Below are 12,402 nucleotides of genomic sequence, written 5' to 3' on the forward strand. Positions count from 1 at the left end.
GCCCTGCAGCGGCTAGGGTTATCCTTGAGACCATATCCTTTGCCGTTGGGCGGCTGAAAAACGACCTTGAACGCACCTATCGAACCACATCGTTTCATCCTCGAGCCCTTCGAGGCCCACCGCTTCGCCAACCTGTGCGGGCAGTTCGACGAGCATCTGCGCCTGATCGAACAGCGCCTGGCCATCGAAATCCGCAACCGCGGCAATCAGTTCGAACTGATCGGCGAACCCAAACACACCTCCTCTGCCGAACAACTGCTGCGCCGCCTCTATCGCGAGGCCAAGGCCACCGAGCTGTCGCCGGAAATGGTCCACCTGTACCTGCAGGAATCGGCCGTCGAAGAGCTGGAAAACCCGGCTGTCAACGAAGTCAGTGTTTCCCTGCGCACGCGCAAGGGCATGATTCGTCCACGCGGGCTGAACCAGCAGCGCTATGTGAAGGAAATTCTCGGCAACGACATCAACTTCGGCATCGGCCCGGCCGGTACCGGCAAGACCTACCTGGCCGTGGCCTGCGCGGTTGACGCCCTGGAGCGTGAACAGGTGCGGCGCATCCTGCTGGTACGTCCGGCGGTCGAGGCGGGCGAAAAGCTCGGCTTCCTGCCCGGCGACCTGGCACAAAAGATCGACCCGTACCTGCGCCCGCTCTACGACGCCCTGTACGAGATGCTCGGCTTCGAGCACGTGGCCAAGCTGATCGAGCGCCAGGTGATCGAGATCGCCCCGCTGGCCTACATGCGTGGCCGCACCCTGAACAACAGCTTCATCATCCTCGATGAGAGCCAGAACACCACGGTCGAGCAGATGAAGATGTTCCTCACCCGTATCGGTTTTGGTTCCACCGCCGTGATCACCGGTGACATCACCCAGGTCGACCTGCCACGCGGCACCAAGTCGGGCCTGGCCCACGTTATCGAGGTGCTCAAGGGCGTGCCGGGCATCAGCTTCACGCACTTCCTGCCCAAGGACGTGGTCCGCCACCCGTTGGTGCAGCGCATTGTCGAGGCTTACGAGCGCTTCGACAGCCAGCAGCAGAACCCGACCGAAGGCAAACAACGCGATGCTTGAGCTCGATCTGCAACTGGCAAGTAATGCACCACACCCGACCGAGCAACAGTTCCGCCAATGGTGTGAGCTGGCTTTGCGCCAGCGCACGGCCGACTCGGAGCTGACCATTCGCCTGGTCGATGAAGCCGAAGGCCGCGAACTGAATCGCACCTGGCGGAGCAAAGACTACGCCACCAACGTGCTGTCCTTCCCGGCCGACGTGCCTGATGAACTGCTCGACATCCCGCTGTTGGGCGACCTGGTGATCTGCATCGCCGTGGTCGAGCGCGAAGCCGCCGAACAGGGCAAGGCGCTGGAGGCCCATTGGGCGCACCTGGTGATCCACGGCTGCCTGCACCTGCTGGGCTACGACCACATCGACGACGATGAGGCCGAGGAAATGGAAGCACTGGAACGAACGTTGCTTGCCGAACTGGGTCATCCGGACCCGTACGCCGACGACGAACACGACGACATTCAACACTGATATCTGCAAAGGATCACGAGTAACCGCCATGAGCGAAGATCGATCGAGCAACGGGCAAAAGTCCTGGCTGGGCAAACTGACCCAGGCTTTTGCCCACGAGCCGAAAAACCGTCAGGAGCTGCTTGAGCTGCTGCGCGAAGCCCATCAGAACAAGCTGCTCGACAGCGAGGCGCTGACCATTGTCGAGGGCGCCATCCAGGTCGCCGACCTGCAAGTGCGCGACATCATGGTGCCGCGCTCGCAGATGATGAGCATCAAGGCGACCCAGTCGCCGCGTGAGTTCCTGCCGGCGGTGATCGATGCCGCGCACTCGCGCTACCCGGTCGTTGGCGAAAGCCACGACGACGTGCTCGGCGTGCTGCTGGCCAAGGACCTGCTGCCGCTGATCCTCAAGGAGAACGGCGACAGTTTCAACATCAAGGACCTGCTGCGCCCGGCCACGTTCGTGCCCGAGTCCAAGCGCCTGAACGTGCTGCTGCGTGAATTTCGCGCCAACCATAACCACATGGCCATCGTCATTGACGAATACGGCGGCGTGGCGGGTCTGGTGACCATCGAAGACGTACTCGAGCAGATCGTCGGCGACATCGAAGACGAGCATGACGTCGAGGAAGACAGCTACATCAAGCCGCTGCCCAGTGGCGACTTCCTGATCAAGGCGCTGACGCCGATCGAGAACTTCAACGAGTTCTTCGACAGCCAGTTCTCCGACGACGAGTTCGACACTGTCGGCGGCCTGGTCATGAGTGCCTTCGGCCACCTGCCCAAGCGTAACGAGACCACCGAGATCGGCCCGTACCGTTTCCGCATCCTCAATGCCGACAGCCGCCGGATTCACCTGCTGCGTCTAACCCCTATCACCCGTTAAGGACACCCATGCGCTGGATCACCCGCCCCGGCTGGCCCGGTAACCTGCTGGCCGTGGCGGCCGGTGCAATCACCACCCTGGCCCTGGCGCCGTTCGACATCTGGCCGCTGGCCTTGCTCGCGGCCGGCCTGTTCTACCTCGGCCTGCGCGAGCTCAGCCCACGCCAGGCCCTGGGCCGCGGCTGGTGCTTCGGCTTTGGCCTGTACGCCGCCGGCACCAGCTGGATCTACGTCAGTATCAACACCTATGGCGGTGCCACGCCGTTGCTGGCTACCGGCTTGTTGCTGGCGTTCTTTGCCGCCATTGCCTGGTTCTTCGCCCTGCCCGCCTGGCTTTGGGCGCGCTGGTTGCGGCGCAACGAGGCGCCGCTGGCCGATGCCCTGTGCTTCGCAGCGTTGTGGGTCGGCCAGGAAGCCTTCCGCGGCTGGTTCCTCACCGGGTTTCCCTGGCTGTACTCCGGTTACAGCCAGCTTGACGGGCCGCTCTCGGGCCTGGCGCCGCTGGGTGGCATGTGGCTGATTTCGTTCTGCCTGGCCCTGTGCGCGGCACTGGTGTGCAACCTGCCGCGCTTGCGGGCACGCAAGTCGTTCCTGGCTGTGGCCGTCGTGCTGTTGCTGGCGCCCTGGGCGATCGGCCTGGCACTGAAGAACCACGCCTGGACCAGCCCTTCCGGCAAGCCGCTGAGCGTCGCCGCCCTGCAAGGCAACGTCGAGCAGGAGCTGAAATGGAACCCGGAACACGTCAACGCCCAGTTGGCCCTGTACCGCGACATGAGCTTCAGCTCCAAACCGGTCGACCTGCTGGTGTGGCCAGAAACCGCGGTACCGGTCCTCAAGGATCAGGCCCAGGGCTACCTGGACATGATGGGCAACTTCGCCGCCGAGCGTAATACGGCCTTGATCACCGGCGTGCCGGTGCGCGAAGTGGTGCACCAGCAACGCCGCTATTACAACGGCATCACCGTGACCGGCGAAGGTGATGGCACTTACCTGAAGCAGAAACTGGTGCCGTTTGGCGAGTACGTGCCATTGCAGGACATGCTCCGTGGCCTGATTGCCTTCTTCGACCTGCCGATGTCGGACTTTGCCCGCGGGCCGGCCGACCAGCCGCTGTTGCAGGCCAAGGGCTATCAGATCGCGCCGTACATCTGCTACGAAGTGGTCTATCCGGAATTTGCGGCGAGCCTGGCGGCGCGCAGCGACATTCTCCTGACCATCAGCAACGACACCTGGTTCGGTACCTCGATCGGCCCCCTGCAGCACCTGCAGATGGCGCAGATGCGCGCCCTGGAAGCCGGACGCTGGATGATCCGCGCCACCAACAACGGCGTCACCGGCCTGATCGACCCGTTCGGCCGCATCACTGCGCAGATCCCGCAGTTCGAACGCGGCATCCTCTACGGTGAGGTAGTGCCGATGCAGCAGCTCACCCCGTACCTGCAATGGCGCTCCTGGCCACTGCTGATCCTCTGCGCGCTGCTGCTGGGCTGGGCCCTGCTGGCCAGCCGGATGGCCAAGACCGTCTAGTAGAACACTTTGTAGCCGAGCAGGCCGACTGCCTCGTTGAGCAGTTGGCCGCTCTGCCACAGCGACTTGCCCTCCGGCAGCCAGCCACCGAATGGTCGGGCATGGTCACGACCAAGAAAGCCCACCGGCGCCGTCACTACGTCAAAACCCGCCTGCTCGAAGCTCCAGCGCGAGCGCTGCATGTGCCAGGCCTGGGTCACCACCACCACGCGCTTGATCCCCAGGGGCTGCAACAGCTCGGCGCTCATCTGCGCGTTTTCCCACGTGGTGCGGCTGCGCTCCTCTTTCCAGCGTACGCTCACGCCCAGGTCACGCTGGAGGGAATCGGCCATCAACTGCGCTTCGCTGGGCGGCGTACCGTAGTGCAGGCCGCCGCTGGTCAGTACCGGCAAGCCCGAAGCCTTGGCCAACTGCGCCGCGTAGCGCATGCGTTCCATGGCCACGCCCGTGGGTTGATCCTGCGAATCCCAGGCCGGATCACCGCGTTCGCGACCAGCGCCAAGAATGACAATGGCATCGGCATGCTCGGCCAGCCCTGCCCATTGGCTGGTGGCCAGCGCCGGCTCGGTTTCCAGTTGCCGGGCAGCCTGTTCCACCACGACCGGCAGGCTCATCAGCCACAACCCGCCCAAACCCAGGACGAAACACAGCCTCGACAAGCGCGGCCAGGATTTGCGCAGCCACCAGGCGCCCAGCAGCAGCAGAAACAGCACGCCAGGCGGCATGATCATTTGTTTGATGAGATAACGAATCGGCACGGGACACCTCCTTGGAGGTGCGCAGCCTAAGAGGATCGGCACCTGGCAACAATAGTCAGGTGCCGATCAGTGAAGTTTTTGACTCGGTGGCGCACTCCGCTTTGCGCCGGAAAAACCCGAACGGCTACTTGAATTGCAGCGTCCTGGACTTTGCTGTGGTAGCGGAGCGCTTATCCTTGAGCCAGACGATTCTGGCCGAAGTCGGCGTCTCCGGTTGTGGCAATGCGCCGACGCGTCCATGCCCGCCCTCCGGAAGGGATTCCAGATAGGCCTTGATCACTTCGAATTCAGCGCGGCTCAGACCACGCAACTCCAATTCAGCAGGCACTTCATCGCGTAATCGAACGGAGGTTCTAGCGACCTCGAGGGCCAGGCCCAGACGGTCGATCAGCCGTTCGTAAAGCTCCGGTTTCGTTGCTTGTTGCTGCGACTCTCCCATCCGTTCACCTCATTGAAGATAAATATATCTCCCCCCACACATGAGCTTAGCGTTACTCGCAAAAGCAGCCGGACGCCGCGACCAACGGCCCGCTGCGCCACAGGCGGTGCAATCAGGGTTTCCCTCGGTGGACAGGGGTCATGTATGCTAGGGCGTTCACCATACTTGACACCGGATTGCCGATGCAGCGGTTTGATCGCTGCCTGGATAAGGTCTCCCATTTCTCAGCGCAAAGTAGCCATGCACGAACTCTATCAGCCCCGCGAAATCGAAGCCGCCGCCCAGTCTTACTGGGATGAGCGAAAGTCTTTTGAAGTCAGTGAACAGCCAGGCAAGGACACGTACTACTGCCTATCGATGTTCCCGTACCCAAGCGGCAAGCTACATATGGGCCACGTGCGCAACTACACCATTGGTGACGTGATCGCCCGTTACCAGCGCATGCTCGGCAAGAACGTCCTGCAGCCAATGGGCTGGGACGCCTTTGGCATGCCGGCGGAAAACGCCGCGATGAAGAACAACGTCGCCCCGGCCAAGTGGACCTACGAAAACATCGAGTACATGAAGACCCAGCTCAAGAGCCTGGGCCTGGCGTTCGATTGGTCGCGTGAAGTCACCACCTGCAAGCCCGACTACTACCGCTGGGAACAGTGGCTGTTCACCCGCCTGTTCGAAAAAGGCGTGATCTACCGCAAAAACGGTACCGTGAACTGGGACCCGGCCGACCAGACCGTCCTTGCCAACGAGCAAGTCATCGACGGTCGCGGCTGGCGTTCGGGCGCGCTGATCGAGAAGCGCGAAATCCCGATGTACTACTTCAAGATCACCGACTACGCCGACGAGCTGCTGGAAAGCCTCGACGATCTGCCGGGCTGGCCTGAGCAGGTCAAGACCATGCAGCGCAACTGGATCGGCAAGTCCCGTGGCATGGAAGTGCAGTTCCCCTACGATCAGGCCAGCATCGGCCACGCCGGGGCCCTGAAAGTCTTCACCACCCGTCCGGACACCCTGATGGGCGCCACCTACGTGGCCGTTGCCGCCGAGCACCCACTGGCCACCCAGGCCGCCCAGGGCAACCCCGAGCTGCAAGCCTTCATCGATGAGTGCAAGAGCGGCAGCGTCGCCGAAGCCGACATCGCGACCCAGGAGAAAAAAGGCCTGGCCACCTCGCTGTTCGTCGAGCACCCGCTGACCGGCGAAAAACTGCCGGTGTGGGTCGCCAACTACGTGCTGATGCACTACGGCGACGGCGCGGTCATGGCTGTCCCGGCCCACGACGAGCGCGATTTCGAGTTCGCCCACAAGTACAACCTGCCGGTCAAGGCTGTGATCCGTACCAGCGCTGGCGATGAAGTCGGCAGCGAGTGGCTGGCCGCCTACGGCGAGCACGGCCAGCTGATCAACTCCGGTGAGTTCGACGGCCTGGACTTCCAGGGTGCCTTCGACGCCATCGAAGTGGCACTGATCAAGAAAGAGCTGGGTAAGTCCCGCACCCAGTTCCGCCTGCGCGACTGGGGCATCAGCCGTCAGCGCTACTGGGGTTGCCCGATCCCGATCATCCACTGCCCAGCTTGTGGCGATGTGCCGGTACCGGAAGACCAACTGCCGGTCACCTTGCCGGAAAACGTAGTACCCGATGGCGCCGGTTCGCCACTGGCACGCATGCCCGAGTTCTACGAATGCGAATGCCCGAAATGCGGCACGGCGGCCAAGCGCGAAACCGACACCATGGACACCTTCGTCGAGTCGTCCTGGTACTTCGCCCGCTACGCCTCGCCTAACTACGAAGGCGGCATGGTCGACCCGAAAGCGGCCAACCACTGGCTGCCGGTAGATCAGTACATCGGTGGTATCGAACACGCGATCCTGCACCTGTTGTACGCGCGTTTCTTCCACAAGCTGATGCGCGACGAAGGCCTGGTCACCTCCAACGAGCCGTTCAAGAACCTGCTGACCCAGGGCATGGTCGTCGCCGAAACCTACTACCGCGTTGCCAGCAACGGCGGCAAGGACTGGTTCAACCCGGCCGACGTCGAAATCGAGCGCGATGCCAAGGCCAAGATCATCGGCGCCACGCTGAAGACCGACGGCCTGCCGGTCGAGATCGGCGGCACCGAGAAGATGTCCAAGTCCAAGAACAACGGCGTCGACCCGCAGGCAATGATCGAAGCCTACGGCGCCGACACCTGCCGCCTGTTCATGATGTTCGCCTCGCCGCCCGACATGAGCCTGGAATGGTCCGACTCTGGTGTCGAAGGTGCCAACCGCTTCCTGCGCCGCGTCTGGCGCCTGGCTCAGGCCCACGTGGCCCAGGGCCTGCCGGGCAAGCTGGATGTCGCCAGCCTCGATGACGCACAGAAAGTGATCCGCCGCGCCATCCACGCTGCCATCAAGCAGGCCAGCACCGATGTCGGCCAGTACCACAAGTTCAACACCGCCATCGCCCAGGTGATGACCGTGATGAACGTACTGGAAAAAGCCCCGCAAGCCAGCGAACAGGACCGCGCCCTGCTGCACGAAGGCCTGGAAGCGGTCACCCTGCTGCTGGCGCCGATCACCCCGCACATCAGCCATGAGCTGTGGCAGCAACTGGGTCACCAGGGCGCCGTTATCGACGCGCCTTGGCCGGTACTGGACGAAAGCGCCCTGGTCCAGGACAGCATCGTCCTGGTCATCCAGGTCAACGGCAAGCTGCGTGGCCAGATCGAAATGCCGGCCGCAGCCAGCCGCGAGGACGTCGAAGCCGCTGCGCGCAGCAACGAGAACGTGCTGCGCTTCACCGAAGGCCTGAGCATCCGCAAGGTCATCGTGGTACCGGGCAAGCTGGTCAACATCGTCGCCAACTGACAGGAAACGCCGGCCCGCCAATTATGCGGGCCGGCGCACAGAATCGGCCCACAAGGGAGCTACAACATGATCAAACGCAATCTGCTGGTAATGGGCCTGGCCGTGATGCTCAGCGCCTGCGGTTTCCAGCTGCGCGGTACCGGAACCAGTGAACTGGCGATCAAGGAACTGGACCTGAGTGCACGTAACGCCTACGGCGATACCGTGGTCCAACTGCGCCAGGCCCTGCAGAGCAGCGGCGTCAACGTCTACGCCGGCGCGCCTTACAAACTGGTTCTGACCAACGAAGCCGAAACCCAACGCGCAGCCACCTATGCAGGAGGTTCGGGTCGTTCGGCCGAGTATGAGCTGACCACCGTGCTGAGCTACAGCATTGAAGGCCACAACAACACCAACCTGCTCAACGACAAGCTCGAAGTGCGCAAGATCTATGTGCATGACGGCAACAACATCACCGGCTCGCAACAGGAAGCCACACAAGCTCGGAACGAAATGCGCCGCGACCTGGTGCAGAACATGCTGGTACGCCTGCAACTGCTGACCCCTGGCCAGCTTGAAGGCCTGCAGCAAAAGGCTGATGAACGTGCCCAGGCCGAAGCCGACGCCCTCGAAGCGGCCCGCCGCGCCCAGGACGAAACGCCTCAGCAGTCGCCGCTGCAACTGCCAGCCAACTGAGATTGAACGGGGCACTTCGGTGCCCCGTCTGCCATCATGAAACTCACTCCCGCCCAACTTAACAAGCACCTGCAAGGCAGCCTCGCACCGGTCTACGTGATCAGCGGCGATGACCCGCTGTTGTGCCAGGAAGCTGCCGACGCCATCCGCACGGCGGCACGCCAGCAAGGTTTCGACGAACGCCAGGTGTTCAGCGCCGACGCCAACTTCGACTGGGGCACCCTGCTCCAGGCCGGTGCCAGCCTGTCGCTGTTCGCCCAGCGGCGCTTGCTCGAACTGCGCCTGCCGTCCGGCAAGCCTGGCGACAAAGGCGCCGCGGCACTCATCGAATACTGCTCCAACCCCGCTGAAGACACCCTGCTGCTGATCAGCCTGCCCAAGCTCGACGGCAGTGCGCAGAAAACCAAGTGGGGCAAGGCGCTGATCGAAGGGCAACACACCCAGTTCGTGCAAATCTGGCCGGTGGACAGTCACCAGCTACCGCAATGGATCAGCCAGCGTCTGTCCCAGGCCGGGCTGAGCGCCCAGCGCGACGCCGTTGATCTGATTGCCGCGCGGGTGGAAGGCAACCTTTTGGCGGCAGCCCAGGAGATCGAGAAGCTCAAGCTACTGGCCGAAGGCAATCAGATTACTGTCGAAACCGTCCAGGCAGCGGTAGCCGACAGCGCCCGCTTTGATGTCTTCGGCCTGGTCGACGCCATCCTCAATGGCGAGGCCGCCCATGCCTTGCGCATGCTCGAAGGTTTGCGCGGCGAAGGCGTCGAACCGCCGGTGATTCTCTGGGCCCTGGCCCGGGAACTGCGCCTGCTGGCCGGGCTGGCCCAGCAGTTCAGCCAGGGCGTGCCGCTGGACAAGGCCTTCAGCCAGGCCCGGCCGCCGGTCTGGGACAAGCGCAAACCACTGATGAGCAAGGCTCTGCAACGCCATTCGGCGCAGCGCTGGAGCCAGTTGTTGCAGGATGCCCAGCGCATCGATGCGCAAATCAAGGGCCAGGCTCAGGGCTCGGCCTGGACCAGCCTGGCGCGCTTGTCGTTGCTGATGGCGGGGCAGCGTCTGGCGTTGCCGGCTGAGTGAAGCCGGGGGCTGCTTTGCAGCCCATCGCTGGCAAGCCAGCTCCCACGACCGTCCCTGTGGGAGCTGGCTTGCCAGCGATGGCTTCAACGCCTATATTGCGCCCACACCCACCTGGCAGGACATCCTGTGATGAGCAAGAAACCCGCAAAACCCGGGCCCAACAAGGCCAAATCGATCATAGCCCAGCCATTGTTCCGCAGCCGCCAGGAACGCGCCGGCAAAGGCAAAGGCAGCTACCGCCGCGAAGCCTTCCAATCGAGAGATTGGGAGGCTTCTTACTTTTTGGCCGCATAAAAGCAAGAATCCGGCAGGCGTGGTATGGTCGGCACCTGACTTGAAATACCTGGACCTGTGCATGCCCTTTTGTCTTACCCGTCGCTGGCAACCTCGCCAGCTGATTGCCGCCTCCAGCCTCATCCTGCTTGTCGCCTGCGCGGAAAAGCCCACCGCCGCCGATGCGCTGCCGCTGGCTCCTGCCCAGCCTGCTCCGGTTGTGACACTGCCCAACCCCATCGTCGACACCAGCAGCGAAATCCAGCCGCTGCAAAGCTTTGCCCAATGGCAAGCGGGGTTCCGTCAGCAAGCCCTGCAAGCCGGTATCAATACCAACACCTTTGACCGAGCCTTCCTTGGCGTCATCCCCGACATGGACGTGATCAAGGCCGACCGCAGCCAGCCGGAGTTCACCCGGCCGGTATGGGAATACCTCGATGGCGCGCTGTCGCCGCTGCGTGTGCGCAATGGCAAGGGTCTGCTGGAAAAACACGCCGAACTGCTGAGCCAGATCGAACAACGCTATGGCGTCGACCGCAATGTGCTGGTTTCGGTCTGGGGCATGGAAAGCAACTTTGGCCAGTTCCAGGGCAACAAATCGGTCATCCGCTCCCTGGCGACCCTGGCCTATGAAGGCCGCCGCCCGGCCTTCGCCCAGGCGCAGCTGATTGCGGCCCTGCAGATCCTGCAGAACGGCGATATCCAGCCCGATGCGATGAAAGGCTCGTGGGCCGGCGCCATGGGCCAGACCCAGTTCATCCCCACCACCTACAACACCCACGCAGTGGATTTTGACGGCGATGGCCGCCGGGATATCTGGAACAGCTCGGCTGACGCCCTGGCGTCCACTGCCCACTACCTGCAGAGCTCCGGCTGGAAACGCGGCGAGCCCTGGGGTTTTGAGGTGCAGCTGACACCTGGCTTCGACTACTGGCTGGCGGATGGCAGCCAGCGCAAGACGGTGTCCGAATGGATGCAAATGGGCCTGAAACTGCCTGCCGGTGTGCGTTTGCCTGCCGGTAGCGAGCAGTTGTCCGCCGCCTTGCTGTTGCCGGCCGGTTACCGCGGCCCGGCCTTCCTGGTGCTGGACAACTTCCGCGCGATCCTCAAGTACAACAACTCGTCGTCCTACGCCATGGCCGTCGGCCTGCTTGGCCAACGGTTCGATGGCTCAGGTTACATCGCCGGATCCTGGCCCAAGGATGACCTGCCGCTGAGCCGCAGCGAGCGGGTCGAATTGCAGACCCTGCTCAGCGCCCGCAACTACGACGCCGGGGCCGCCGACGGCATTATCGGCGCCAACACCCGCAAGGCCATTCGCAGTGCTCAGCAGGCGCTGGGCTGGCCTGCCGACGGCTATCCGACGCACAAGCTGCTCGATAGCCTGCGTCAACGCTAAGCAATACAAAAACGCCCCTGTTCAGGGGCGTTTTTCATTCAGCGCCTGAACAAGTCCTGCTCCAGCCGCAAGCACTTGCGATCGGCATCCAGGTGCACCCTGGCCCCTAGCGGCAAGGTCAGGTTCGGGTCGCAATGACCGCTGCGCCATCCGGCCAGCACCGGCACCTGCAACGGCGCGAAGAACTGCCGCATCAAGGGCGCCAGCGCCTCTAGCGTGATTCCGGCAAAATCCCCCACCAACACGCCACGAACCCCTTCGAGCTTGCCCGCCAGGCGCAACTGCGTCAGCAGGCGGTCAACCCGATACAGTGGCTCATTGACGTCTTCGACAAACAGAATGCCACCGCCGCAGTGGATTTCTGCAGGGGTGCCCAGGGTTGCGCACAATATCGACAGGTTACCGCCCTGCAAGGGCCCGCTGGCAGCGCCTGGCAGGATCGAGGTCAACGGCCAGGCATCGGGGTGTTCAAGGCGGTCGCCGGCGCCCAGGCGGCCGCTGAGCTGCTGGAACAGCGATGACAGGGTCGGCTCCTGCTTGTTGCCCAGCAATTCCGACTTGAGCATGGCGCCGTGGAACGACACGAACCCGGCATGACGGGCAATGGCCGTGTGCAGCGCGGTGATGTCGCTGTAGCCGACCAAAGGCTTGGGGTGACGGCGCAGCAGGTCGAAATCGATGTTTTCCAGCAGGCGCATGCTGCCGTAGCCACCACGCAGGCAGATGATGGCATCGACATCTTCGGCAGCGAAGGCGCTGTGCAGGTCTTGCAGGCGCTGCGCATCGCTACCAGCCAGATAGCCCTCGGCGGCAGTCACCCCCGGGTAGATCCGGCAGCGATAGCCGCGCGCCTCGAACCACTGGTTGACCTTGAGCGTATCGACCTGGGCGGGACCTGCCGGGGCAATGATCGCGATCAGCCCGCCAGCGGGCAAGGCCATGGGCAACGGCTGGGCATGGGACAGCACGCGGGCCTGATGCGTGAAGGGAAGGTTCATCCAGACGACTC

General features: G+C 63.2%; 12 protein-coding genes. 9 read left to right on the forward strand and 3 right to left on the reverse strand.

The window, feature by feature from the left end:
• Positions 1-66: 66 nt before the first annotated feature.
• The 4 genes from BV82_RS23500 to lnt are packed head-to-tail and all read left to right on the forward strand — an operon-like array spanning position 67 to position 3,928.
• Positions 67-1,068: a PhoH family protein gene (locus BV82_RS23500; RefSeq protein ID WP_010222915.1), complete on the forward strand. Its 1,002-nt coding sequence runs from the start codon at positions 67-69 to the stop codon at positions 1,066-1,068.
• Positions 1,061-1,534 carry an rRNA maturation RNase YbeY gene (gene ybeY / locus BV82_RS23505; protein ID WP_036996971.1) on the forward strand — a complete coding sequence of 158 codons (474 nt, stop codon included), beginning with the start codon at positions 1,061-1,063 and terminating at the stop codon, positions 1,532-1,534. Before BV82_RS23500 ends, ybeY begins: the two co-directional genes overlap by 8 nt.
• 28 nt (positions 1,535-1,562) lie before the next feature.
• The gene (locus BV82_RS23510; protein WP_010222913.1) at positions 1,563-2,402 is read left to right on the forward strand and encodes an HlyC/CorC family transporter; all 840 of its coding nucleotides are present in this window, start codon (positions 1,563-1,565) and stop codon (positions 2,400-2,402) included.
• Between the two features lie 8 nt (positions 2,403-2,410).
• Positions 2,411-3,928, forward strand: a complete 1,518-nt coding sequence (gene lnt / locus BV82_RS23515; protein WP_036996973.1) for an apolipoprotein N-acyltransferase — start codon at positions 2,411-2,413, stop codon at positions 3,926-3,928.
• On the opposite strand, the gene BV82_RS23520 is transcribed toward lnt, so the two are convergent.
• Together BV82_RS23520 and BV82_RS23525 are read right to left on the reverse strand one after the other, a co-directional pair.
• Positions 3,925-4,686: a YdcF family protein gene (locus tag BV82_RS23520; RefSeq protein ID WP_010222911.1), complete on the reverse strand. Its 762-nt coding sequence runs from the start codon at positions 4,684-4,686 to the stop codon at positions 3,925-3,927. The genes lnt and BV82_RS23520 overlap by 4 nt on opposite strands.
• A 124-nt stretch (positions 4,687-4,810) precedes the next feature.
• Positions 4,811-5,125 (reverse strand): hypothetical protein, encoded by a 315-nt coding sequence (locus tag BV82_RS23525; RefSeq protein ID WP_010222910.1) that lies wholly within the window; start codon positions 5,123-5,125, stop codon positions 4,811-4,813.
• A gap of 240 nt (positions 5,126-5,365) precedes the next feature.
• Here BV82_RS23525 and leuS point away from each other — a divergent pair, with 240 nt between their 5' ends.
• The 5 genes from leuS (at position 5,366) to BV82_RS23550 (ending at position 11,393) form a co-directional block, all read left to right on the forward strand.
• On the forward strand, positions 5,366-7,972 hold the full coding sequence (gene leuS, locus BV82_RS23530) for a leucine--tRNA ligase (protein ID WP_010222909.1): 2,607 nt from the start codon (positions 5,366-5,368) through the stop codon (positions 7,970-7,972).
• A 66-nt stretch (positions 7,973-8,038) separates the two neighbouring features.
• The gene (locus BV82_RS23535) at positions 8,039-8,647 is read left to right on the forward strand and encodes an LPS-assembly lipoprotein LptE (RefSeq protein ID WP_010222908.1); all 609 of its coding nucleotides are present in this window, start codon (positions 8,039-8,041) and stop codon (positions 8,645-8,647) included.
• A 36-nt stretch (positions 8,648-8,683) separates the two neighbouring features.
• A complete protein-coding gene (holA, locus tag BV82_RS23540) occupies positions 8,684-9,721 on the forward strand; it encodes a DNA polymerase III subunit delta (RefSeq protein WP_036996974.1) in 1,038 nt (345 codons plus the stop codon).
• Between the two features lie 129 nt (positions 9,722-9,850).
• A complete protein-coding gene (gene arfA, locus BV82_RS23545) occupies positions 9,851-10,015 on the forward strand; it encodes an alternative ribosome rescue factor ArfA (RefSeq protein ID WP_010222906.1) in 165 nt (54 codons plus the stop codon).
• A 61-nt stretch (positions 10,016-10,076) separates the two neighbouring features.
• Complete coding sequence (locus tag BV82_RS23550; RefSeq protein WP_010222905.1) at positions 10,077-11,393, forward strand: lytic murein transglycosylase; 1,317 nt, start codon at positions 10,077-10,079, stop codon at positions 11,391-11,393.
• Between the two features lie 38 nt (positions 11,394-11,431).
• Here BV82_RS23550 and BV82_RS23555 read toward each other — a convergent pair whose 3' ends face one another.
• On the reverse strand, positions 11,432-12,391 hold the full coding sequence (locus BV82_RS23555; protein ID WP_051636823.1) for a S66 peptidase family protein: 960 nt from the start codon (positions 12,389-12,391) through the stop codon (positions 11,432-11,434).
• Positions 12,392-12,402: the final 11 nt, after the last annotated feature.

This window comes from Pseudomonas donghuensis, assembly GCF_000696345.2.
GTDB lineage: Bacteria > Pseudomonadota > Gammaproteobacteria > Pseudomonadales > Pseudomonadaceae > Aquipseudomonas > Aquipseudomonas donghuensis.

Bases quoted from the DNA above. Each gene is read 5' to 3' on its own strand.
- ybeY (WP_036996971.1), top strand. From the start codon at position 1,061: ATGCTTGAGCTCGATCTGCAACTGGCAAGTAATGCACCACACCCGACC.
- BV82_RS23510 (WP_010222913.1), top strand. From the start codon at position 1,563: ATGAGCGAAGATCGATCGAGCAACGGGCAAAAGTCCTGGCTGGGCAAA.
- lnt (WP_036996973.1), top strand. From the start codon at position 2,411: ATGCGCTGGATCACCCGCCCCGGCTGGCCCGGTAACCTGCTGGCCGTG.
- BV82_RS23525 (WP_010222910.1), bottom strand. From the start codon at position 5,125: ATGGGAGAGTCGCAGCAACAAGCAACGAAACCGGAGCTTTACGAACGG.
- leuS (WP_010222909.1), top strand. From the start codon at position 5,366: ATGCACGAACTCTATCAGCCCCGCGAAATCGAAGCCGCCGCCCAGTCT.
- BV82_RS23535 (WP_010222908.1), top strand. From the start codon at position 8,039: ATGATCAAACGCAATCTGCTGGTAATGGGCCTGGCCGTGATGCTCAGC.
- holA (WP_036996974.1), top strand. From the start codon at position 8,684: ATGAAACTCACTCCCGCCCAACTTAACAAGCACCTGCAAGGCAGCCTC.
- arfA (WP_010222906.1), top strand. From the start codon at position 9,851: ATGAGCAAGAAACCCGCAAAACCCGGGCCCAACAAGGCCAAATCGATC.
- BV82_RS23550 (WP_010222905.1), top strand. From the start codon at position 10,077: ATGCCCTTTTGTCTTACCCGTCGCTGGCAACCTCGCCAGCTGATTGCC.
- BV82_RS23555 (WP_051636823.1), bottom strand. From the start codon at position 12,391: ATGAACCTTCCCTTCACGCATCAGGCCCGCGTGCTGTCCCATGCCCAG.